General features: G+C 66.7%; 18 protein-coding genes. 6 read left to right on the forward strand and 12 right to left on the reverse strand.

What is annotated here, in order from left to right:
• Positions 1-123: 123 nt before the first annotated feature.
• Positions 124-489 carry a nitrite reductase small subunit NirD gene (gene nirD, locus AC07YR_RS20480; protein WP_055803860.1) on the forward strand — a complete coding sequence of 122 codons (366 nt, stop codon included), beginning with the start codon at positions 124-126 and terminating at the stop codon, positions 487-489.
• Here nirD and AC07YR_RS20485 read toward each other — a convergent pair whose 3' ends face one another.
• On the reverse strand, positions 490-2,229 hold the full coding sequence (locus AC07YR_RS20485; RefSeq protein WP_494735080.1) for a phospho-sugar mutase: 1,740 nt from the start codon (positions 2,227-2,229) through the stop codon (positions 490-492).
• A gap of 97 nt (positions 2,230-2,326) precedes the next feature.
• Here AC07YR_RS20485 and AC07YR_RS20490 point away from each other — a divergent pair, with 97 nt between their 5' ends.
• Positions 2,327-2,812 carry an RrF2 family transcriptional regulator gene (locus AC07YR_RS20490; RefSeq protein ID WP_055803854.1) on the forward strand — a complete coding sequence of 162 codons (486 nt, stop codon included), beginning with the start codon at positions 2,327-2,329 and terminating at the stop codon, positions 2,810-2,812.
• A gap of 57 nt (positions 2,813-2,869) precedes the next feature.
• Here the strand turns inward: AC07YR_RS20490 and AC07YR_RS20495 are convergent, their stop codons facing one another.
• Positions 2,870-3,688, reverse strand: a complete 819-nt coding sequence (locus AC07YR_RS20495) for a purine-nucleoside phosphorylase (RefSeq protein WP_436057102.1) — start codon at positions 3,686-3,688, stop codon at positions 2,870-2,872.
• 95 nt (positions 3,689-3,783) lie between these two features.
• Here AC07YR_RS20495 and AC07YR_RS20500 point away from each other — a divergent pair, with 95 nt between their 5' ends.
• Entirely contained in the window at positions 3,784-5,199 is a 1,416-nt protein-coding gene (locus AC07YR_RS20500; RefSeq protein WP_436057103.1) for an NAD(P)H-quinone dehydrogenase, read from the forward strand.
• Between the two features lie 20 nt (positions 5,200-5,219).
• Here the strand turns inward: AC07YR_RS20500 and AC07YR_RS20505 are convergent, their stop codons facing one another.
• The 5 genes from AC07YR_RS20505 to AC07YR_RS20525 form a co-directional block, all read right to left on the reverse strand.
• Positions 5,220-5,861, reverse strand: coding sequence for a hypothetical protein (locus AC07YR_RS20505; RefSeq protein WP_494735081.1), 642 nt, complete (start codon positions 5,859-5,861; stop codon positions 5,220-5,222).
• A 105-nt stretch (positions 5,862-5,966) separates the two neighbouring features.
• On the reverse strand, positions 5,967-6,236 hold the full coding sequence (locus AC07YR_RS20510) for a hypothetical protein (protein WP_436057105.1): 270 nt from the start codon (positions 6,234-6,236) through the stop codon (positions 5,967-5,969).
• Positions 6,237-6,673: 437 nt separating this feature from the next.
• A complete protein-coding gene (locus AC07YR_RS20515; RefSeq protein ID WP_494735082.1) occupies positions 6,674-8,287 on the reverse strand; it encodes an FAD-dependent oxidoreductase in 1,614 nt (537 codons plus the stop codon).
• Positions 8,284-10,500 (reverse strand): molybdopterin oxidoreductase family protein, encoded by a 2,217-nt coding sequence (locus AC07YR_RS20520; RefSeq protein WP_494735083.1) that lies wholly within the window; start codon positions 10,498-10,500, stop codon positions 8,284-8,286. The genes AC07YR_RS20515 and AC07YR_RS20520 overlap by 4 nt, the downstream gene beginning before the upstream one ends.
• Before the next feature lies 1 nt (position 10,501).
• Positions 10,502-11,914, reverse strand: a complete 1,413-nt coding sequence (locus tag AC07YR_RS20525; protein ID WP_494735084.1) for an MFS transporter — start codon at positions 11,912-11,914, stop codon at positions 10,502-10,504.
• A gap of 268 nt (positions 11,915-12,182) precedes the next feature.
• On the opposite strand from AC07YR_RS20525, the gene AC07YR_RS20530 reads away from it, so the two are divergent.
• On the forward strand, positions 12,183-13,595 hold the full coding sequence (locus tag AC07YR_RS20530) for an MFS transporter (RefSeq protein WP_494735085.1): 1,413 nt from the start codon (positions 12,183-12,185) through the stop codon (positions 13,593-13,595).
• Positions 13,596-13,661: 66 nt separating this feature from the next.
• Here the strand turns inward: AC07YR_RS20530 and AC07YR_RS20535 are convergent, their stop codons facing one another.
• The 3 genes from AC07YR_RS20535 to AC07YR_RS20545 all read right to left on the reverse strand — a co-directional run bounded on the left by AC07YR_RS20535 (position 13,662) and on the right by AC07YR_RS20545 (position 17,173).
• Positions 13,662-14,393 (reverse strand): glutamine amidotransferase, encoded by a 732-nt coding sequence (locus AC07YR_RS20535; protein WP_494735086.1) that lies wholly within the window; start codon positions 14,391-14,393, stop codon positions 13,662-13,664.
• Positions 14,394-14,487: 94 nt separating this feature from the next.
• Complete coding sequence (locus AC07YR_RS20540) at positions 14,488-16,344, reverse strand: acetyl/propionyl/methylcrotonyl-CoA carboxylase subunit alpha (RefSeq protein WP_494735087.1); 1,857 nt, start codon at positions 16,342-16,344, stop codon at positions 14,488-14,490.
• 124 nt (positions 16,345-16,468) lie between these two features.
• Positions 16,469-17,173, reverse strand: coding sequence for a Maf family protein (locus AC07YR_RS20545; protein ID WP_436057111.1), 705 nt, complete (start codon positions 17,171-17,173; stop codon positions 16,469-16,471).
• Between the two features lie 157 nt (positions 17,174-17,330).
• Here AC07YR_RS20545 and AC07YR_RS20550 point away from each other — a divergent pair, with 157 nt between their 5' ends.
• Both AC07YR_RS20550 and AC07YR_RS20555 read left to right on the forward strand, forming a co-directional pair.
• Positions 17,331-17,648, forward strand: coding sequence for a hypothetical protein (locus tag AC07YR_RS20550; protein ID WP_055803820.1), 318 nt, complete (start codon positions 17,331-17,333; stop codon positions 17,646-17,648).
• Positions 17,649-17,753: 105 nt separating this feature from the next.
• Positions 17,754-19,244, forward strand: coding sequence for an HNH endonuclease (locus tag AC07YR_RS20555; protein ID WP_494735088.1), 1,491 nt, complete (start codon positions 17,754-17,756; stop codon positions 19,242-19,244).
• A gap of 109 nt (positions 19,245-19,353) precedes the next feature.
• Here AC07YR_RS20555 and AC07YR_RS20560 read toward each other — a convergent pair whose 3' ends face one another.
• Both AC07YR_RS20560 and AC07YR_RS20565 read right to left on the reverse strand, forming a co-directional pair.
• Positions 19,354-21,885 (reverse strand): MMPL family transporter, encoded by a 2,532-nt coding sequence (locus AC07YR_RS20560; protein ID WP_494735089.1) that lies wholly within the window; start codon positions 21,883-21,885, stop codon positions 19,354-19,356.
• A 1-nt stretch (position 21,886) separates the two neighbouring features.
• Complete coding sequence (locus tag AC07YR_RS20565; protein WP_494735090.1) at positions 21,887-22,585, reverse strand: TetR/AcrR family transcriptional regulator; 699 nt, start codon at positions 22,583-22,585, stop codon at positions 21,887-21,889.
• Positions 22,586-22,676: the final 91 nt, after the last annotated feature.

The raw sequence follows: 22,676 nt of genomic DNA on the forward strand, positions 1-22,676 counted from the left end.
ACATTGACTGCACGCCGCCGAAACACCGCAGCCCTAGTTTTGAGATGTGGCCGCGTTGGCGGTCCGGGCCCGGCTGCCGTTCCAAGGAGCGCCGGGCGGCAGGCAATGCGAGAGGGGTCGGAAATGACCGCAGTACTTGAACTTGAAGACCAGAGCACCGGCTTTGCAACGGGCTGGAACCGCGTCTGTGCCGTGGAGGAACTGGAACTGGCCTGGGGCGAGGCAGCATTGATCGCCGGCCGCCAGGTGGCATTGTTCCGCACGGCGCCTGCAGAGGTATTCGCGGTGGCCCAGGAAGATCCCGCTACAGGCGCCCATGTGATGGCACGCGGCATTGTGGGCTCACGCGGAGCGCGCCAGACCATTGCGTCCCCGCTGCACAAGGAGGTCTACGACCTGGAAACCGGCGAGTGCTTTGGCACTGCAGAGCTCCGCCTCCCCACGTACCGCACCCGTGTGGTGGACGGCTACGTCGAGGTCGAGCTCTAACTAGAGCCCCAGGGCCTCCCGAACGTCTCCCAGAACGCCGTCGAGGGCTGCCCGTGCCGCCTGCCGCGCCTCGGGCAGTTCCGCAGCTGAACCCACGCTCCGGATAACTTCGAGGTAGCACTTCAGTTTTGGCTCGGTGCCGCTGGGCCGGATGATCACCCGGGTGAGGTCCTTGGTGAGATAGAGCAGGCCGTCCGTCGGCGGCAGGTTTTCGCTGCCTTCGGCCAGGTCCTTGAACGTTTCGACGGCGGATCCGCCGAATGATTCCGGCGGGCTGACCCTGAGCCGGTTCATCATGGCATCCAGCAGGCCCAGGTCCGCGACGCGGATGCTGAGCTGGTCGCTGGCATGCAGCCCGTGCACCAGGTACAGCTCGTCCAGCGTATCGAAAATAGTCTTGCCGTCGGCCTTGGCCGCGGCTGCAAGTTCGGCGATGAGCACTGCGGCGGAGATGCCGTCCTTGTCCCGGACCAGTTCCGGGGCCACGCAGTAACCCAGTGCTTCCTCGTAGCCGTACAGCAGGCCCGGAACGCGGGAAATCCACTTGAACCCGGTCAGTGTCTCTTCGTGGGCGTACCCGGACGCGGCGGCAATCTGTGCCAACAGGCGCGAGGAAACGATCGAATTCGCGAAGACACCATGTGCTGCAGTTTCGCCGCCGGCGAGCCTGGCCACAATGTGTGCCCCCAGCAGCGCGCCCACTTCGTCACCCCGCAGCATGCGCCAAGCACCCGTGTCCGGATCCTTGGCGGCGACGGCTGCACGGTCGGCGTCGGGGTCGTTGGCCAGCACGATGTCGGCGTCCACGCGGGCTGCCGTTTCCAGTGCCAGGTCAAGGGCGCCGGGTTCCTCCGGGTTGGGGAAGTTCACCGTGGGGAAATCCGGGTCCGGCCGGGCCTGTTCTGACACCAGCGTGACGTCGTCGAATCCCGCCGCCTGCAAAACGGCAACAGCCGTGTCGCCGCCCACGCCGTGCATGGGGGTCAGGACGATCTTCAGGTCCCTGGCCGGGAACTGTGCGGGGAGGGCCAGCGCGGCCACTGCTGCCTCGTAGTCGGCGGTGATCGAGGGCTCCAGCACGGTCCAGCCCGCAGGGGCGAGCGTGATGGAGTCCAGGGTGCCCACGCGATCGATTTCCGCGGCGATGCGGGCGTCGTAGGGTGCCACGATCTGCGCCCCGCGTCCGCTTTCCTCCACCGCGTGCCGGCCGAGGTACACCTTGTAGCCGTTGTCCTGCGGCGGGTTGTGGCTGGCAGTCACCATCACGCCGCCGTCGCAATCCAAGGCACGGACGGCGTAGGCAAGCAGCGGGGTCGGGAGCGCCTGCGGCATCAGGAAGGTCTCGATTCCCGCAGCCGTGAAGACCGCGGCGGTCTCCTCCGCGAAAATGTCGGAGTTGTAGCGGGCGTCATAGCCGACGACGGCACGGGGCCGGGCGCCCGGCGAGGCTTCGGCGACGGCGGCGGTCAGGAACGCAGCGAAGCCGGCGGCCGCGCGCCGGACAACGACGCGATTCATGCGGTTGGGGCCGGGGCCAAGTTCAGCGCGGAGGCCTGCCGTGCCGAACTGCAGCGTTCCGCTGAAGCTGTCCTCGAGCTCCTGGCGGGCTGCGGGAACCCCGTCCGAGGAAAGCTGGACGAGTTCTGTCAAAGCGGCGGCAGTTGCGGGATCCGGGTCCTGGGCGGCCCAGTTGCGGGCGGCGCTCAAAAGCTGCGGAAAATCGGCATCGGAAGACGTCATAGGAACAAAGCTATCGCCTAACGACCCGGATGCGGTGCCCGGCATGCGCAACCCGGAACCTTGACAGTAAATTTTCCGGACACGTAATGTCTGAAAAATGAAGATGGGTCAGGGGGTTGAGTGGTCGCTGCACTGCTGCGTCAACATGTCCTGGGCCCCTGCCGGTGAGGCCGTAAACAGTGCCAGGCTGGCGGAGCTGTATCAGTTGCCCGCGGCGTATCTGAACAAGCAGCTCCAGGCGCTGGTCCGTGCGGGCATCCTGTCCTCCGTATCCGGACCCCGCGGCGGTTTCCAGCTGGCGCAGCCCGCGGAAAAGATCACCGTGCTGGACGTTGTCCTGGCCATTGAAGGTCCGGAACCCGCGTTTCGCTGCGAATCCATCCTCGCGAACGCACCCGGCGCAGAGCCCGGCGAGGACTATCTGCGCAGCTGCCTCGTGTCGCAGACCATGCGGCAGGCCGAGCTTGTGTGGCGCCAGACGCTGTCCCGGCAGACCATCGCAGGCATTGCCGCCTCGGTTGAGCGGAAGTTTCCCGGCTCCCGGAAGGACGTTCTCCGTCGGCTGATGCCCGCCAGGTACTAGAACAAACTGCTGGAACGAACTTCTAGGACCCGGCGGGCGCCGTGCACAGGTGTGCGGTCAGAGCTTGGCGATGATTTCGGCGAGCAGCTTGGAGATGCGCGGGCCGGCAGCCTGCCCGGCCTCCAGCACTTCCTGGTGGCTCAGCGGCACCGGGCTGATTCCGGCGGCGAGGTTGGTCACCAGCGAGATGCCGAAGACCTCCATGCCTGCGTGACGGGCGGCGATGGCTTCGAGCGCTGTGGACATGCCCACCAGGTCGGCACCGATCCGCTTGGCGTACTGCACCTCCGCGGGAGTCTCGTAGTGCGGTCCGGTGAACTGCGCATAGATGCCCTCGTCGAGGGAAGGGTCCACTTCGCGGGCCAGTCCGCGGATCCGTGCAGAGTACAGATCTGTCAGGTCAACGAAGGTTGCGCCTTCCAGCGGGGACGTGGCGGTGAGGTTTATGTGATCTTTGATGAGCACTGGCGTGCCGGGAGCCCAGTCCTCGTTGAGGCCGCCGCAGCCGTTCGTTACCACCAGGACCTTGCAGCCGGCCGCCGCGGCGGTCCGTACTCCGTGGACTACGGCGCGGACGCCCTTGCCTTCGTAGTAGTGCGTCCGGGCTCCGAGCACCAGGGCGCGCTTGCCTTCCTTGGTCAGGACGGAGCGGATGGTGCCTACGTGGCCCTCCACCGCCGGTGCATGGAACCCGGGGACTTCGTCCGCGGACAGCGTGGCTGTGGTCTCGCCGATCAGGTCCGCGGCATCGCCCCAGCCCGAGCCGAGGACCAGTGCGACGTCGTGGCTGTCCACGCCCGTCTCCTCGGCGATATAGTCGGCGGCCGCGCGGGCGGCGTCAAACGGGTCCGTGTTCAGGAATTCTGTATTACTCACTGGTACAAGTTATCCTGCCCGCGGCGCCCTGCCCAGCAGTGGCGCAGGTCCCTTTTATTGGTGTGCGGCGCCGCATGGGTAGAGAATGGATCTTTGTGACTACGCATCCGGATTTCAGCTCACCTCGCATCGCAATCCTCGGCGGAGGGCCCGGCGGCTATGAAGCCGCCATGGTGGCCGCCTCCCTGGGGGCTCAGGTCACCATCGTTGAGCGGGCGGGCCTGGGCGGCTCGGCGGTGCTCACCGACGTCGTGCCTTCCAAAACCCTGATCGCGACGGCGGACCTGATGACCCGCGTCGGTGAGGCGGGGGAGCTGGGAGTGAAGTTCGACGTCGACGGCGGCGATTTCGCCCCGGTGATGAGGGCGGACCTGAAGCACATCAACGACCGGCTGCTCACCCTTGCGCGGAAGCAGTCCGAGGACATCCGGGCGGGACTGGAACACCAGGGCGTGCGCATCCTCATCGGCTCCGGCCGGCTGCTGGACAGCCACACGATCGAGGTCCTCACGGCTGAGGGCACCGAGACGGTGGAAGCGGACACCATCCTGCTCGCGGTCGGCGCCCACCCGCGCGAACTTCCCACCGCCCGGCCGGACGGCGAGCGGATCCTGAACTGGGCGCAGATCTACGACATGGACGAGCTTCCCGAGGAACTCATCGTGGTGGGCTCCGGTGTTACCGGCGCGGAGTTCGCGTCCGCCTACAACGGCCTGGGCTCCAAGGTCACCCTGATTTCCAGCCGCGACCGCGTGCTGCCGGGCTCGGACACCGACGCCGCAGAGGTCCTGGAAGGCGTTTTTGAACGCCGCGGCGTGAAGGTGCTCTCCCGTTCCCGTGCGGAAACGGTTGAGCGGACGGACGACGGCGTGGTGGTCACCCTGGGTGACGGCTCCAAGGTCACCGGCAGCCACTGCCTGGTGTGCGTCGGCTCCATTCCGAACACGGCCGGCATCGGCCTCGAGGAAGCCGGCGTGGCAGTGACCGAAGCCGGCCACATCAAAGTGGATGGCGTCTCCCGCACCACGGCACCGAACATCTACGCCGCGGGCGACTGCACCGGCGTCCTGGCCCTCGCGTCCGTCGCCGCCATGCAGGGCCGCATCGCGGTTGCCCACTTCATGGGCGACAGCGTCACCCCGTTGAAGCTGCACCAGGTGGCCTCCAACATCTTCACCTCGCCCGAGATCGCGTCGGTCGGCGTGTCCGAGGCGGAGATCGACTCCGGCAAATACCAGGGCGATGTGATCAAGCTGTCGCTGCGCAGCAATGCCCGCGCCAAGATGCGCAACCACCGCGACGGCTTCATTAAGATCTTCGCCCGCAAGGGCTCCGGTACCGTGATCGGCGGCGTGGTTGTCGGCCCGAACGCGTCCGAGCTGATCTTCGCGATTTCCATTGCGGTCACGCAGAAACTGCACGTCGACGACGTCGCCAGCACCTTCACGGTGTACCCGTCACTCAGCGGGTCCATCTCGGAAGCGGCACGGCGCCTGCACGTGCATATGTAACGCCAGACGGGCGGACGCCGTCAGGCGGGCGCGGCCCGGATGTGTTCCGTGGCCACTGCGGAACGGGACATCCGGGCAGCCGCCAGGTACAGCAGCCCGGTGATCAGCGGGATCACGCTGATGGCGGAGAGCGACACCACCCCGGCGAGGCTGCCCAGGGCCGAGAAGGCTATCGGGCCGATGCCGAGGGCCACGAGCAGCCAGCCCGCAGCGGCCGTCCGTTTCAAGCCCAGTACTGCTGCCGGTAAGGCGATCACCAGGACTGCGACAGCGCGGACGGGGCCATTGGCGTTCTCGAATGCCCGCCACGATGGGGAATCCATGGCGAACCACATGCCTGCCACGACCAGCAACGCGGTCAGTAGGGCAAGGGCAGGTGTGGCCCACGCGGGACGAAGCCAGGCAAGCACGGCCAACGCGGCCAGTGGAACAGCCCAGGATAGGACAATCGTGATACCTTCGGCGCCGCCGGGATCAGTCAGGGCGTAGCCGCTGATGAACAGGCCGGCGAGGACCGTAAACGCTGCCATGATGGCGGCCGCCGTCCAGGTCAGTGCCCTTGCCCGGGCGGGGCGGTCCAGCTTCCGCAGGGAGACGATGCCCATCACGGCGGCAACCACGATGAGTGCGGCCGCGGCCAGGAAGATCGTGACGGCGAACATGGCAACCCTCCCTTGGATCCACGGACTCTATGTTCCATGACACCCCTTGCCCCGGTTTCAGGGCAAGGGGTCCAAGGTCCCTGGAAAACCGGGCGCGCTGCGCCTCTAGCGGATGACAGCAAGAATGGTTTCGAGGGCGTCCTCCGGCACGGTGCCAGGGATGTTGCCGAGTGAGGCGTTGTAAATATGGCTGCCGGTGCAGACCTGGGCTTCGTGGACACCAGCTTCCTTCGTGGCGGTCCACGCCTGCCATCCACGTTCCCGGGCAAGGGTCTCGACCTTTGTCACACCGGGGGCCAGCTCACCGTACTTGCAGCTTGCCGCCAGCAACGCCTGCATCTCACTGCCAACAGATAAATCGGTGAAGGTCAGCACGGCAAAGGGTCCTGTTTCGTCACCGGACTCAGAATAGGCGCACCCGGTCGAATCCGGGGACGGCGGGCGTTTGCCCTCGGGCTCATAGCGTGGCAGGCCCTGAAAGCGTGCCAGGCACACCGCTCCGGCCGCACAGAAGTCAGGCACCGGCTGCCCTGACGAAGGAAAAGCGGCCGGGGAATCGGGAGGAGGGCCGGATGTTTCCGACGAAGTGTAAACGGTAGCCGTAGCCTGCTGGACGAGTGGCTCGGTGCGGGACTCAATTGATCCCGGGGCGGGGGCGGCGCAACCCGAAGCCATCAGCATTAATGCAGCGGCCAGAACCTGCACCACAGCCTGATTCACAGCACCCCCCACGTCGTGATGGTTCAGGCTAGCAGGCGGGGACACGAAGCGGCAGGGGCCCCCGGGGGGCGCCCCCCCCGCTTCACGTCACGTTAGGCGGCTGCTGCCGCCTGGAAGTGTTTTTCGATGATGTCCTTGATGTCGGAGTGGCAGCCGCCGCAGCCGGTGCCGGCGCGGGTTGCTCCGGAAACCTCGGTCACGGTGGAGCACCCGTCGGCCACGGCGTCCGCGATCTTGGTTCCGCTGACGCCGGCGCACCGGCACACGGTGCGCGCAGGGTCGGTGTTGGCGGCGGCAGCCAGCTGGTCCGGGCCGTCCAGGCGGAGCAGCAGCGACCTGTCGGCCGGGAGTTCGTCGCCGCGCTCAAACAGCGACACAAGCTCGGCTGCGGTGCGCGGCATCCCCACGGCCACGAGGCCTTCGAGCACTCCGCCGCGCGTGGTCATTTTGACGTAGCGGCCGTGTTCCGGATCCGCCCACTGCGCAATCTGCAGGCGCGGGCGGCCGTCCACGGCACCGGCTGTGAGTACTTCGTCGTCCCACGGCTCGGCGGCGTTGTCGCCGGCCACTGCCATGTTCAGGCCCCGTGCCTTGAGGACAATGACGCCCGGCTTCTCCATAGGGAGTTCCGGCAGGGAATTGGCAGCCTCCGCCGACCCGGCCTCGCTGGCGCCTTCGGCCGCTGCCTCGGCTGATCCCTCGGCTGATCCCTCGGCAAGAAGGGTCAGGTACTCGGCGAGCCACTCTGCCTGGCGCCAGCCCGGGCCCACCAGGCCGGACGGGCCGCGCGCAGTGCGGCACTCGCTGCAGGAAGGATCCGGGCAGCGGACTTCGGCGCAGTCGCCGATTGCGAAGATGTGCGGCTCGTGGTGGGCCCGCAGCTTGTGGTCCACCAGGATGCCCGTGGCCGTGGAGAGCCCGCAGCCTTCGGCCAGTTCCACGCGCGGACGCACGCCGCAGGACAGCACCAGCAGGTCGCCGTCGATCGCTGAACCGTCATCCAGCAGCAAGGCGGAGAACCCGCCGTCGGGAGCGTTGTGTTCAAGGCCGGTGGAGCGAGCATTTCCGGCCATCCGTACGCCGCAGTTACGCAGGTTGGCGGCCAGCACCGCTCCGCCTCCGCGGTCGATGTTCCGGCCCAGCGGGTGCGGTCCGTTGTGGACCACTGTCACGGTGGCGCCTTCCTCGGCGGCGGCCAGGGCCGTCTCGAGTCCGAGGACGCCGCCGCCGAGCACCACCACGCGCTTGCCGCCGGAAACGGCCGCACGAAGCGCCTCGGCGTCGCGCAGGTCGCGCAGGGCGGTCACACCGGCGGGCAGCACGGGGTGGGCCGGGTCCGGGTTGAGGCCGGTCAGGTTGGGAATGACGGGACGGGAGCCGGTGGCGAACACCAGGCGGTCATAGTGCGGGGTGGTGCCGTCGGTGAGGATCACCTGCTGGCGGGCGCGGTCCACCCGGCGGACGCGGACGCCGAGCCGGACATCCACGCCGTCGGCGATCAGGGCGGCGGCGTCGGACAGCGCCAGCGCCGCGGCCGTGGTACGCCCGACACCGAGGTCGGCCACGAGCACGCGGTTGTAGGCGGCGTCTGCCTCCTCGCCGATCACCGTCAGGCGGGCCAGCCCGCTGCGCACTGCCGGCAGCAGCTCGTCGATCAGCCGTGCGGCAACCGGACCAAAGCCAACAACTACAATCTGCTCACTCATGAGGCCTCCGATGCTTGAAGAACGCTGTGCTGAAGTCCGTTTGCGGCCGCCCGGACCCACACCTTATTGAATTTGAACTCGGGCATTCCGGAGATGGGATCCGTGGCCGCCTCCGTCAGGCGGTTGGCGCTCTCGAGCTCCGGGAAGTGGAACGGCAGGAAGACCGTTTCGGGGCGGATGGCCGTGCTGAGTTCGGCCCGGCAGAGCACCTCGCCGCGCTCGTTGGCCACCGACACGAAGGCGCCGTCGGTGATGCCCATGGACGCGGCCGCCGCGGGGTGGATCTGCATCTTTGCCTCCGGCTGGGATTCCAGCAGCTCGGACACGCGGCGGGTCTGCGACCCGGACTGGTAATGCTCCAGCAGGCGGCCGGTAATGAGCGTCATGGATTTGGCGTCCTGATCGGGGTTCGGAACAGGAGTACGACGGCGGCGGGGCGCCACCGGCGTCATGACCGCCTTGGCGTCGGCATGGGCGAAGCCGTCCAGGAAGAGCCGCGGCGTGCCGGTGCTTCCCACGGGGTAGGGCCAGTAGGCTGCCTCGCCGCGGTCCAGCATGGCGTAGTCGATGCCCGAGTAGTCGGCGAGCCCGCCGGCTGAGGCCAGGCGGAGTTCCTCGAAGACCGTCTCGGGATCCTCGCTGTAGGTGGACGGGGCATCGAGCGCTTCGGCGAGCCGGGCCATGATCCACAGTTCACTGCGGGCCCCGGCCGGCGGCTGCAGGGCGCGGCGGCGGCGCAGAACACGTCCCTCGAGGTTGGTCAGCGTGCCTTCCTCCTCTGCCCACTGAAGGACCGGCAGGATGAGGTCGGCTTCGGCCGCCGTCTCGGAGACGAAGAAATCGCAGACCACCAGGAAGTCCAGGCTGCGCAGGCCCGCAATGACGGCGTTGGCATCGGGGGAGGCCACCGCGATGTTGGAGGCGTGCACGAAGAGGCAACGGACGCCGTCGGGCTGTCCCAGCGACTTCAGGAGCTGCACGGCGGGGAGGCCGGGGCCGGGAATCAGCGATTCCGGCACGCCCCATACCCCGGCCACGTGCGCGCGGGCCGCGGGGTCGGTGATCTTGCGGTAGCCGGGGAGCTGATCGGCCTTCTGGCCGTGCTCGCGGCCGCCCTGGCCGTTGCCCTGGCCGGTGAGGGTGCCGTAGCCGCTGCGGGCGGAACCCGGCAGGCCGAGCAGCAGGCTGAGGTTGATGGCGGCGGTGGCGGTGTCCGTGCCGTCCACGTGCTGCTCCACACCGCGGCCGGTCAGGATGTAGCTTCCGCCCTTGGTGGCCCCATGGGCCAGCCTGCGGGCCGTCTCGCGGATCAGGTCCGCGGGAACGCCGGTGAGGGACTGGACGCGCTCGGGCCAGAAGGCGTTGACGCTGCGGGCCAGGGCTTCGAAGCCGCTGGTGCGCGCCTGGATGAAGTCGGTGTCCGCCAGGCCTTCGTGGATCACCACGTGCGAGAGGCCCAGGAGGAGGGTGAGGTCGGTGCCCGGCAGCGGCTGGAGGTGCAGGCCGCCGCCGTCGGAGGTGAACGCCGCAGTCGCGGAACGGCGGGGGTCCACCACAATCAGTCCGCCGGCGTCGCGCGCACCCTGGAGGTGCTGGACGAAGGGCGGCATGGTTTCGGCAACGTTGGAGCCGAGCATCAGGATGGTGCTGGCGCCGTCGAGGTCTGCCAGCGGGAACGGCAGGCCGCGGTCAACGCCGAAGGCCCGCATGCCGGCGGCGGCCGCGGAGGACATGCAGAACCGGCCGTTGTAGTCGATCCGGGACGTGCCCAGGGCGAGCCGGGCAAATTTGCCCAGCATGTAGGCCTTCTCATTCGTCAGGCCGCCGCCGCCGAACACACCTACCGCGTCCGAACCGTAGCGGGCACGGGTGTCCTTCACGGCTGCGGTAACGAGCTTCAGTGCGTCATCCCAGCTGACGGGACGGTGCACGCCGTCTGAACCCTTCAGCATGGGCTCGGTGACGCGTCCGGGATGGCTCAGCAGGGACGCTGACGTCCAGCCCTTGCGGCACAGTCCGCCGCGGTTGGTGGGGAAGTCGCGGCCGGAAACTTCCAGTACGGGTCCAGCCGGGGCGGTCACGCTCGGAGCGGGTGGAGCCGGCACGGGGTCTGACCCCGGCTGGACAGCCGGGGTCAGAGCCGCTGGGGACTTCAGCGTCATGGCGCACTGCAAAGCGCAGTAGGGGCAGTGCGTGTCGGCGCTTGTGGTCATGTTAGACGTGTCCCATCGCATTTCGGTTGGCATTGCGGATATAGCAGGCCCAGCAGACCACCAGCATCAGGACGTAAGCCCCGACGAAGCCGTAGAAAGCCGGGGTGTAGGAACCGCTGGCCGTGTTGGAGGCGTTCAGCACCTGCGGGATGACGAACCCGCCGTAGGCGCCGATCGCCGAGATCAGGCCCAGGGCCGACGATGCCAGCCGCTGCGTTGCCACGGTGCTGGCGCCGTTGCGTGCCGCCCGGCTGCTGGTGGCAAAGATGATGGGGATCATCCGGTACGTGGCGCCGTTTCCGAAGCCGCTGGCGGTGAAAAGCATCAGGAAGAGGACCAGGAAGAGCCAGAAGTTCTTCATCGGCAGCGTCCAGATCATCGTGAGGGTGATGACGGCCATGGAGGCAAAGGCTGCGACGGTCATGCGGGCGCCGCCCATGCGGTCCGCCATGCGGCCGCCGTAGGGGCGGGCCAGGGAACCGACCAGCGGGCCGAGGAAGGCCAGCGAAAGAGCCACCGTACCCACGCCGATCGAGGAGAAGGCGGGGAAGTAGTCCTTGATGAGCTTGGGGAATACACCGGCGAAGCCGATGAACGATCCGAAGGTGCCGATGTACAGCAGCGCCATGATCCACAGGTGCGGTTCCTTCAACGCAGCGATCGAACCTGCCACGTCACCCTTGGCACTGGTGAGGTTGTCCATGTACTTGTAGGCGCCGAACGCTGCGAGCAGGATCAGCGGGACCCACATGAGGCCTGCGACCGGAAGGTTGACGGTTCCGGCGGCCAGGAGCGTGATGGCGATCGGCACAGCGAGCTGTGCGACGGCGGCACCCATGTTGCCGCCGGCGGCGTTCAGGCCCAGGGCCCAGCCCTTTTCGCGGGCCGGGTAGAAGAACGTGATGTTGGCCATGGAGCTGGCAAAGTTGCCGCCGCCGAAGCCTGCGAGTGCTGCAACCAGCAGCATGACACCGAACGGAGTCTCCGGGTTGGAGACACACATTGCCAGTCCAATGGAGGGGATGAGGAGCAGCAGTGCCGAGACGATGGTCCAGTTGCGGCCACCGAACTTCGGAACCATGAACGTGTAGGGGATGCGAAGAGTTGCACCCACCAGGCTGGGCATGGAGATCAGCCAGAAGATTTCAGAAGTGGAGAACGTGAAGCCTGCCGCGGGGAGCTGGACCACCACGATGGACCAGAGCTGCCAGACGACAAAGCCGAGGAATTCGGCGAAGATGGACCAGTTCAGGTTGCGCCGGGCGATGGAGCGGCCCTGGGTTTCCCACTGCTCCTTGTTCTCGGCATCCCAGTTGGCGATCCAGCGGCCGGGGCGGACTTCAAGGGCGGGGGCGTGAACGGTGCGGGTAGTGCCGGGCTGTGCGCCGGCCTCTGCCGTGCGGTCAACAGTCACGGTGTACCTCCTTCGGGGGTTTGTTGTTCTTCAAAGGTAGGGAGCGCGCGTTTCGTGAAGCGTCGCCGTTTGTTAACGTGCTGTGAAGTTTGCCTATCGGGGCATTTGTGACGGCGTGAGGCGCAGTTAGTGAGACGAATCCAAAAGTCCGCATAGTGGACCCTTTGTCCAGTCGCTGGACGGCGGGAACTATTATTGAGAGATACGTATCCCTTAGCCGGGCAGTCTTTTGGGGCACCCGCCCGGTTTCTCACGAAAGCGTTACTACATGTCATCCACTGCCACCTCACCGCAGCCGGGGTCAGCCAAGCAGGTTAACTCGCGCGGGCGCGTGATCGTCGCCAGCCTCATCGGCACCACCGTTGAGTTCTACGACTTCTACGTCTACGCCACTGCCGCTGTGCTCGTATTCCCCAAGCTGTTCTTTCCCGGACAGAACGAGACCACCCAGCTGCTGAGCTCCTTCGCCGTGTTCGGCGTCGCGTTCATTGCCCGCCCGCTCGGATCGATTGTCTTCGGCCACTTCGGCGACAAGTTCGGACGTAAGGGCACCCTGGTGGCATCGCTGCTGACCATGGGTATCGCCACGTTCCTGATCGGCTGCCTCCCCACCGCTTTGGTTCCGGGCTGGGGCTTCTGGGCTCCGGCGCTGCTGGTAGTGATGCGCTTCGCCCAGGGCCTGGCCCTCGGCGGGGAGTGGAGCGGCGCGGCCCTGCTGGCCACCGAGAACGCCCCCGCCAACAAGCGCGCCATCTACGGCACATTCCCGCAACTGGGTGCACCCATCGGGTTCATCATTGCCAACGTGATCTTCCTGGTGGCCAGCTACACGCTTTCACCGCAGGCGTTTGAAGCCTGGGGCTGGCGCGTTCCGTTCCTGCTCAGCGCCGTCATGGTGATCATCGGACTCTACGTCCGCCTGAAGCTGATCGAAACCCCCGCCTTCACCAAGGTGCTGGAATCCAACGAGGTTGCCAAGCTCCCGCTGGCCCGCGTCTTCAAAACCAGCTGGCGCCCGCTCATCCTGGGCACGTTCATCATGCTGGCCACCTACGTGCTGTTCTACCTGATGACCACGTTCACGCTCACCTACGGAACACGCCCGGCCACGCTGGACGCCGCCAAGGCAGCCGCAGAAAAGACAGGGAAGCCGATGACGGAGGCCGCAGCCGCCGCATTCGTCCCGGGCCTGGGCTTCACGCGCAACGACTTCCTCTGGATGCTGATTGCCGGCGTCGTGTTCTTCGGCATTTTCACCCTGGTTTCCGGCCCGCTGGCTGAAAAGTACGGCCGCCGCAAGATGCTCATCGCCGTCACCGCGGGAATCTTCGTCTTCGGCATGCTGTTCGTTCCGCTGTTCAGCGGCGGCTTCGTGGGCACCATGGCCCTGCTGATCCTCGGCTTCACCCTGATGGGCCTGACCTTTGGTCCCATGGGCGCGCTGCTGCCGGAACTCTTCCCCACCAACGTCCGCTACACGGGATCGGCCGTCAGCTACAACGTCTCCAGCATCCTGGGTGCTGCGGTGGCCCCGTTCATCGCGGTGTGGCTCTGGGAAATGGCCAAGGGCAGCCCCGTGCTGGTGGGTGTCTACCTCAGCGCCATGGCCGTGCTGACCCTTATCGCGCTGTTCCTGAGCAAGGAAACCCGGGACCTGGATTACGAGAACAACGTAGCCTGACCCTTTTCGCTCGCAACAAATGCCCGGTGCCCCTTTGGGGTGCCGGGCATTTTGTCGTTTCCGGCGCTACTTCGCGTAGCGCTCCACGAAATTGCGGAGGATCTTCATCGGTTCCGTGGCTATGAACTGCCGGGCGTCATTCATCAGTGTTTCGGCCGATTCCGGCGGGAAGTAGCCGGCGTGGCGGTAGATGTCGATCCTGGTGACCAGCCCTTCCGCATCCAGTTCCGGGTGGAACTGGGTGGCATACAGGTTGTCCTTGATCCGGAACATGTGCACCGGGCAGGCCGCTGAACTGGCCAGCAGCACCGCGTGGGCGGGGAGGACGGTGCAGCCTTCCTTATGGCCGGTGAAGGCCGTGAAGCTTTCCGGCAGCCCGCGCAGGAGGGGATCCTGCAGCCCTTCCGCCGTCAGCTTGATGGTGGTGCCGCCCAGCCCCTCGCCGTAGGTCCTGTCGATGACCGCTCCCTGGTGCAGGCCCAGCGTGCCGACCCCGTAGCAGGCCCCCAGGAACGGGAAGTCGGCCGGCACAATGCGGTCCAGCAGCAGGCGCAGTTCACGCTCCACCCTGAGCTGCGCTGCACTTTTGTGGTCCGCCGGGTCGCTGGATGTAAAGGGGCTGCCGCCCACAATCACGCCGGAGTAGTCGGCCAGGTCCAGCTCCGGTAGGGGCCCGGCTTCCATGCGGATGCGCCGGAGTTGTGCGGGCTCGAGGCCGCCATAGCGCAGGTAGGCCTCGTATTCTTCCTCGGCTGCCTTGTCCTCGGCGCGCGATGCAAGAAGTAGAAATGGCTTCACACGCTAAGTCTGCATGCAGCCGCCCCCCGGCGCCATGGGCGCGCCGGGGGCGGCGGGTAATGCTGTGAGTCGAGCTGACGGTGAACCGGCCGGATCAGTCCTCGATCGTGGCGATCACGGCACCGGCGGACACAGTTTCGCCGGCGATGGCGGCCAGGCCGGTAATGGTGCCGGCCCGGTGCGCCGTGAGCGGCTGTTCCATCTTCATCGCTTCGAGCACGACGACGAGATCACCTTCGGCAACAACGTCGCCTTCGACGACGGCCACCTTGACGATGGTCCCCTGCATGGGGGAGGTCAGGGCGTTGCCGCCGGCAGCTGCAGCCGGTCCGCCGGAGCGGGAGCGCTTCTTGACCTTGGCCGGCTTTGCCGAGCCGCCGCCGCCGCTGCTGAACGAACCGAGCGAAGCCGGCAGCACCACCTCAAGGCGCTTGCCGCCCACCTCGACGACCACGCGCTGGCGATCGCCGGCGTCGGGCGCTTCACCTTCCGCACCGTTGGGCGTCCACGCGGGAATTTCGTTGACGAAAGCCGTTTCGATCCAGCGGGTGTGGACCTTGAACGGTCCTTCCACAGGGGCGAAGTCGGGGTTGGTGACCACGGCGAGGTCGAACGGAATGACGGTGGGGATGCCTTCGACCACCATCTCCTCCAAGGCTCGGCGGGAGCGCTGCAGTGCCTGCTCGCGGGTGGCGCCTGTAACGATCAGCTTGGAGAGCATCGAGTCGAAATTGCCGCTGATGACATCGCCCTGCTCTACGCCGGAGTCGATCCTGATGCCGGGTCCTGTGGGGTTTTTCAGCGTGGTGATGGTGCCAGGGGCGGGCATGAAGTTACGGCCCGGGTCTTCGCCGGTGATGCGGAATTCAATGGAGTGTCCCCGCACTTCGGGATCGTCGTAGCCTAGCTTTTCGCCGCGGGCCAGCCGGAACTGTTCGCGGACAAGGTCGATTCCGGTGACTTCCTCGGAAACGCAGTGCTCCACCTGGAGGCGGGTATTGACCTCCAGGAAGGAGATAGTGCCGTCCTGGCCCACCAGGAATTCGCACGTTCCGGCGCCGAGGTAGCCGGCTTCCTTGAGGATGGCCTTGGAGGATTCGTACAGGCGGCGGTTCTGCTCTTCGGTGAGGAAGGGTGCCGGTGCTTCTTCCACCAGCTTCTGGTTGCGCCGCTGCAGGGAGCAGTCGCGGGTGGAAACCACCACGACGTTGCCGTAGGCGTCCGCCAGGCACTGGGTTTCGACGTGGCGGGGGGCGTCCAGGAAGCGCTCAATGAAGCACTCGCCGCGGCCGAAGGCGGCGACGGCCTCGCGGACAGCGGATTCGAACAGTTCGGGGATTTCTTCGCGGGTGCGGGCCACCTTGATGCCGCGTCCGCCGCCGCCGAAGGCAGCCTTGATGGCCACGGGCAGCCCGAATTTGTCCACGAACTCGAGGATTTCCTCGGCTGATTCCACCGGGTCGGCGGTGCCGGGGACCTGCGGGGCGCCGACCTTTTCCGCGATGTGGCGGGCCTGGACCTTATCGCCGAGGGCGGAGATTGCCTCCGGGGACGGGCCGATCCACGTAATGCCGGCGCCGATGACCATGGCCGCGAACTGGGCGTTTTCGGCCAGGAAGCCGTAGCCGGGGTGGATGGCGTCGGCGCCGCACTCGTGGGCGACCTCGATGAGCTTTTCCATCACCAGGTAGGACTCCGCGGCGGTGTTGCCGCCCAGCGCGTAGGCTTCGTCCGCCAGGCGCACGTGCAGGGCGTCGCGGTCCGGGTCGGCGTAGACGGCCACCGATGAGATGCCTTCGTCGCGGGCGGCGCGGATGATGCGCACTGCGATTTCACCGCGGTTGGCGATCAGGACTTTGCTCAGCCGCTTGGAGCTCGTCAGGGCGGCACCTGCGTGGCTGGGGGCGGTGGACTGCTCTGGACTTGCGGACTGCTCCGTATTTGCTGACAAGGCGTCTCCTTCTTTCCTTCAGGGAGCCTAGCGCGATTTTGAGGGTTCCGCCGATATTACTTGCGGATTCCGCGTGTAAAGCTCCGGTCCTTTGTAGGGATGCTACAAAGAGTTGCGAATTGGCTCACTCAGCGCGGACTTCGGCGGGGTCTATGGCGCCGCCGGTCCACAGCTCGGTAATGCCCACCTGCGCCTGGCCCAGTAGCGCGCGCAGGGTGGAAATGGAAAGCCCGACGACGGTGTGGGGGTCGCCGTCGACCTTGCGGATGAAGGCCCCGCCGTAGCCGTCGATCGTGAACGAGCCGGCGCACTGGAGCGGCTCGCCGGTGGCGATGTAGGCATCGATTTCGTCGACGCTCATGTCCATGAAGTGGACCTCCGCGGAGGTGACGGAGCCCAGTGTGGCGCCCGTCCCGGTGCCGGTGTCGGAACCGTATCCGTCGTCGTTGCCGTCGTCCTCGTCCGGCTCGGTGTCGCGGCAGTCCACCAGCCAGTGGCCGGTGTGCAGCACGCCCATGGCGCCGCTCATGCGCAGCATCCGCTCCTTGGCGACGTCGGCCGTGTACGGCTTGCCGTGCGCCTCGCCGTCGAACTCGAAAACTGAATCGCAGCCGAGCACCAGGGCGCCCTCCGCTTCCGGCAGCGACGCCACGGCCTCCGCCTTGGCGCGGGCCAGCAGCAGGGCGGTGTCGTGCGGGTCGGTCACGCCGTAGCGGGCCTGGACCGCGTCCTCGTCCACATCGGAAACCAGGATCTCGTGCCGGATGCCGGCATGGCTCAGCAGTTTGGTGCGTGCGGGGGACTGGGAGGCAAGAATGAGGCGGGTCACCGGTCCAGCCTAGTTCCCTTCGGCCCGGTTGGCAGTGCTTTATTGTCGTGGGGCGCTGGGTCAGTCGCCCGGGCTTTGTCGCTCAAGTCTTATTGTCGGAGGTCGGCGGCATAGTGGGTTCATGGACGGGAAACATGGACCGAAGGGGGCACGGGCAATGGCCGAACGGGATGAGGTCAACCTCCCCGCGGTGGTGGCGATATGCAGCCTTGCGCTTCGACAGATTACTGTGCCCGAGGGCAGTGCAGAGCAGATCGAATTCTGTCGGCGGCTGGACGATGTGGTCTCCGCTTTGGCTATCGTCAGGACCCGCCTTCAAGTGGCGGCTGTCCTGAGCCGCGCGCCCATAGCCACGTCAGGGATCGGGACCTCACCGCTGGCATCCGAAGCGGCTGACCGGCTCCGCCGCGCCATGATCAATCTCCTGGCCGTTAACATCAGGGCAGTTACTGTCATAGCCCAGAGGGACACTTGAGTTGTGGATGGCAGTTGGGGGTCCGAAGCGGTTCTGGCGGCAGCGGAGTGCTGTTGTGTTTGCTGCTGCCGTCGGGAGCCGGCAACGGATTATGCAGCCGTTGCGATGGGCGCTGGAGCCTTGGGCGGCGGTATTTCTGCGGGTGGCAGCTCTGCGGGGGACGCGTCTGAGGAGGGTGGCGCCCGGCTGATTGATGAGATCCGGGCTTTGGAAGACAGGAAGTCTGCTTTGGCTGCCCGTCAGGCCCGGCTCGCGGTCGTCTTTGACCAGCTGCAGCGCCGGCAGCAGTCCGACGCCGGGATCCCCACTGACCAGCTCGGAGTCGGCGTCGGAGCGCAGATCGCCCTCGCCCGTCGCGAATCCCCGGCCAAAGGAAACCGGCTGTTAGGCCTGGCCAAGGCTTTGGTGACGGAGATGCCGCGCACGCTCGCTGCCTTGGAGACGGGGCAGCTGAATGAGTGGCGGGCCACCTTGCTGGTGCGCGAAACGGCGTGCCTGTCCCCGGCGGACCGGTATGGCGTCGATGAGGAACTGGCACCCGATTCGGGGACGCTGGCAGGTGTGGGTGACCGGGAGCTGGTGGCAGCCGCCCGTACCGCCGCCTATCGCCGCGACCCGCGCTCCGTTACGCAGCGCGCCGCCCACGCCGCCACGGCGAGGCACGTCAGCCTCCGTCCCGCGCCGGACACCATGTGCTACCTGACCGCCCTGTTGCCCGTCTCGGCCGGTGTCGCCGTTCAAGCGGCGCTCATCCGGAACGCGGACTCTCTCCGCGCCGGCGGGGATCCCCGGTCCCGGGGCCAGATCATGGCCGATGATCTGGTTGAACGCGTCACCGGGACACCGGGCGGGATCAGCGGGATTGAAATTCAGCTCGTCATGACCGACCGCACGCTCTTCCAAGGCGACAGCGAACCCGCACGCCTCCCCGGCTATGGGGTGGTTCCCGGCGGGTGGGCCAGAAGCATCATTGGCCGGGGCGGTCGGGCGCAAGCAACCTCGCTGACCGGCGCTCCCGCGCCTGCCGGACGCCCGCCAGGCGCTTTGCCATCAGGAGCGGCAGCTGATCAGGCGTTCAACACGTGGATCCGTCGTCTGTACACGGCCCCCGCCACGGGCGAGCTGGTGGCGATGGATTCCCGCGCCAGGCTTTTCCCCGCGGGGCTCCGCCGCTTCATCGAGGCACGCGACGACACCTGCCGCACCCCCTACTGCGACGCACCCATCCGCCATCTGGACCACGTCGTACCCTGGCACGTCGGCGGCGCTACGACACAGGCCAACGGCGCCGGGCTCTGCGAAGCCTGCAACCACACGAAGGAAATGCCGGGCTGGAAAGCACACCCGCCCAACGGACCAAACGCACGCGGCGGAACCAGCGCCCCGGGCGGAACCAGGCATGCCATCCGACTGACAACCCCCACCGGCCACAGCTACCAATCCATCGCGCCGCCGCTTCCGCGGACTCAACGCGGCGGCCCGGCCACAGAGTCCTTCCACCCGAAAGAGACCCGCCACTGGAAAGAGATCCGCCACCACGCCAAGATTCACAGGCGTGCCCTCCGGTCGCGGCGGGACGCTCCATTCGCGGCGTAGGTCGGCCACGGATCGCAGAGAACAGAAGCAAAAACGGGCCGCCCGCCGATCGGGTGATCAGCGGGCGGCCCATCTGGGACTGGAACCCGTGCGGACTAGAAGAGGCCCGTCAGCGTGCTCCGACTTCTTCCGGTTCCACCTCGGCGGCCGGCGCCGGCTTGCGGAGCTTCGCTCCCTCTACATCCACATCCGGCAGGATGCGGTCGAGCCAGCGCGGCAGCCACCATGCCTTTTCGCCGAGCAGGTACATCACGGCCGGAACGATCGTCATGCGGACCACGAAGGCATCAATCAGCACGCCGAAGGCCATAGCGAAGCCAAGCGGCCGGACCATGTTCAGGTGCGAGAAAATGAAGCCGGAGAACACGCTGACCATGATGATCGCGGCGGCTGTGACCACCGCGGCGGCGTGGCTGAAGCCCGAGCGGACCGCGTGTTTGGCCGATTCCCCGTGCATGAACGATTCCCGCATGCCGGAGGTGATGAACACCTGGTAGTCCATGGCCAGTCCGAACAGCACGCCGATCAGGATGATCGGCAGGAAGCTCAGCACAGCACCGGGATTTTCGACGCCGAACACCGCACCGAGCCAGCCCCACTGGTAGACGGCGACGACCGCGCCGAAGGCTGCGGCGAGCGAGAGCAGGAAGCCTCCGGTGGCCAGCAGCGGCACCCAGATGGAGCGGAACACCAGCAGCAGCAGTATCAAGGAGAGGCCAACCACGATCGCCAGATACGGCGGCAGTGCGTCACCGAGTTTGGTGGATACGTCAACGTTGCCGGCGGTCTGTCCGGTGAGTCCGATGCTGACGCCGGTGGAGTCCTTGATCTGGCCCTTCTCGGCGCGAAGCTCGGAGACAACCTGGACGGTGCTTGCGCTGGCCGGGCCTTCGTTCGGGATCACTTGGAACACCGCTGTGCGGCGGTCCTCACTCAGCGCCAGCGGCACGGCGGCGGTGACATTTCCGGTCTCGCGCAGGATGTCCGCTACATCGAACTGCTTGGCCTGCGCCTCGGCGTCGCTGAGTCCCTCGGGGAGGTCGCCCACCACAATGATCGGGCCGGTCATGCCCTCGCCGAAGCTCCGCTTGGTGACGTCATAGGCCTTGAAGGCCTGCGAGGCGACCGGCTCTGAGCTGGCATCCGGCAAAGCAAGCCTGAGCTGGCTCGCGGGCAGCGCCACCACACCGAGCAGGACCACGCCAGCCAGCAACGCCAGCCACGGGTGGTTGGTGACCATGCCGCCCCAGCCGTGGCTGCTGCGGTATTCGTCCCTGGTGCGGTCCTCAGTTTCGTGCCCCGGAGCGGCGTTGTGCTTTTCCGCCTTGGCCCATGTCCGCTTGGAGATCAGTTTCCGGCCAACCAGGGAGAGAACAGCGGGCGTCAGGGTCAAGGCAACGACGACGGCGACAGCCACCGTGGCGGCCGCCGAGAGACCCATAACGGCCAGGAATGGAAGCCCGGGGACCACCAGGGCAGCCAGCGCAATGATGACGGTCAGCCCGGCGAACATTACCGCGTTGCCCGAAGTGCCCGTGGCCAGGGCTACGGATTCTTCAGCATCCATGCCGGTCAGCAACTGGCTGCGGTGCCGGTTGACAATGAACAGCGAATAGTCGATTCCCACTGCCAGGCCGAGCATCAGCGCCAGCATGGGCGAGATGGAACTCATTTCCGTGGCACCGCTCAGGGCGATCGTTCCGCCCACACCGACCGCGACGCCGACGACGGCCATCAGCAGCGGAAGTCCGGCGGCGATCAGGGTTCCAAGCATGACGACCAGGACCAGGGCCGCAACCGCGATGCCGATGATCTCAGCGGTGCCAAAGAGCTCGGAGATGTCCTCACTGATTTCCTTGCTGGGCAGGGCAGTGACGTTGGCGGCCGAGACCTCCTTCACGATGTCCTGGACTTGCTGGCGGACATCGGGCGTCAGGCCGTTGATGGAGGTCCTGAACTGGACCTGGGCGATCGCGGCTTTGCCGTCCTCGGAGACGAAGCGGAGCCCCTTCGAGGCCTCCAGCTGGCGGGCGCCAAGCGCAAGCTTGGCTTCGCCCGCTTCCAGTTCCCTGCTGCCGGCGTCGAGCTTTGCCTGGCCTTCGGCGAGGGCAGCCTTCTGCTGGCCGAGCTGTGCCTCGATCGCGGCGGCCGGCAAACCGGCGGCCGTCATCTGCTGTTCTGCTGCCCCCAGCTGTGCTTTTCCGGCGGCAAGCTCGGCAGCGGCCTGGTCCAGCCGGGCCTTGCCGGCCGCGGACTGCCCCCTTCCGGCGGCGAGATCGGCGACCGCCTTGTCCAGCTGCGCCTGGGTGGCGAAGGGATCAACCGTGCCCTGGACATCGGGGAGGGTCTTGAGCTTGGTCAGTGCAGCCGTGACGGCGTCTTTTCCGGCCTGGCTGAACTGGGCGTCGTTGGCTTCGAACACAACGCTGGCTGAGCCGCCGGAAGAGGAGGGGAGCTCCTTTTTGAGCTTGTCCGCCATCTGCTGTGTTTCGGTGCCGGGGATCTGGAAGTTGTTGGACAGTGTGCCGTGGAATGCGGCCGCAGACCCGCCCACGGCCACAAGCACGGCAAGCCAGAGCGAAATGACCAGCCAGCGGCGGCGGTACGAGAACTTGCCGAGGCGGTAGAGGAAGAGGGCCATGTCAGTGCCGATCTGTGGAGAGGTTGGCGGTGGGCGTAAAGCCTGAGCCAAGGAGGCCCATGGCGTCGATCAGGAGCTGGCGGAGCCTTGCAAGCGACGTGGCTGAAAGGTCCGCGCCGCACTCGGCAAACCAGACGTCCATGGCGGCCTTCCCGCAGGAGATGATGGACCCCGCAAGCGCACGGAGGTAAAGCTCGTCGAGCTCCTCGCCCGTGGTCCTTGCGAAGCGTTCGCGGGCCGCGTCGATGATTTCCGCAGTGCAGTGGTCCCACGCTTCAAGTTCGGAACGGTTGAGCTGCGGATTGGACTGCGCCAGGCTGTACAGCTCGGCCATGGGGGCCACCGTCATGGGGTCGGCCAACTGAATCAGGGCAGCCCTCGCCGACTCAAGGATGGGCTCGTCGGCGGGCCTCAGCCGGAACTGCGCCAGTGCATTTTCCAAGAAGCCGTGGGTCACCGAAGCCAGCGCCGCCTCGGTGCTGCTGAAGTAGTTGAAAAAGGTGCGCCGGGAGATGGCTGCGGCATCTGCAATGTCTTCGACGGTGAAGTTCCCCGGCCCCTTGCTGCGCAGAAGCTCCAGGGCGGCATCGGTGATGGCCTGGCGTGTTGCGGCTTTGTTGAGTTCCCGGCGCGAGGGCGGCGGCGGGTCGCCGGTTTCACTGCGCGGCGGGATGGCTGGAGCATTCTGGGTGGCGGGCACGGCATTACACTACGTGCATTTTTACACTCTGTGCAAGTTTCTCGGCAACTCGGATTCACAGCTTCCTTACAGCTCATTCTTATGTAGGTGC

The organism is Arthrobacter sp. GW460-12-1-14-TSB2 (assembly GCF_059423525.1).

Bases quoted from the DNA above. Each gene is read 5' to 3' on its own strand.
- nirD (WP_055803860.1), top strand. From the start codon at position 124: ATGACCGCAGTACTTGAACTTGAAGACCAGAGCACCGGCTTTGCAACG.
- AC07YR_RS20485 (WP_494735080.1), bottom strand. From the start codon at position 2,229: ATGACGTCTTCCGATGCCGATTTTCCGCAGCTTTTGAGCGCCGCCCGC.
- AC07YR_RS20490 (WP_055803854.1), top strand. From the start codon at position 2,327: ATGAAGATGGGTCAGGGGGTTGAGTGGTCGCTGCACTGCTGCGTCAAC.
- AC07YR_RS20505 (WP_494735081.1), bottom strand. From the start codon at position 5,861: ATGTTCGCCGTCACGATCTTCCTGGCCGCGGCCGCACTCATCGTGGTT.
- AC07YR_RS20515 (WP_494735082.1), bottom strand. From the start codon at position 8,287: ATGAGTGAGCAGATTGTAGTTGTTGGCTTTGGTCCGGTTGCCGCACGG.
- AC07YR_RS20520 (WP_494735083.1), bottom strand. From the start codon at position 10,500: ATGACCACAAGCGCCGACACGCACTGCCCCTACTGCGCTTTGCAGTGC.
- AC07YR_RS20530 (WP_494735085.1), top strand. From the start codon at position 12,183: ATGTCATCCACTGCCACCTCACCGCAGCCGGGGTCAGCCAAGCAGGTT.
- AC07YR_RS20550 (WP_055803820.1), top strand. From the start codon at position 17,331: ATGGCCGAACGGGATGAGGTCAACCTCCCCGCGGTGGTGGCGATATGC.
- AC07YR_RS20555 (WP_494735088.1), top strand. From the start codon at position 17,754: ATGGGCGCTGGAGCCTTGGGCGGCGGTATTTCTGCGGGTGGCAGCTCT.
- AC07YR_RS20560 (WP_494735089.1), bottom strand. From the start codon at position 21,885: ATGGCCCTCTTCCTCTACCGCCTCGGCAAGTTCTCGTACCGCCGCCGC.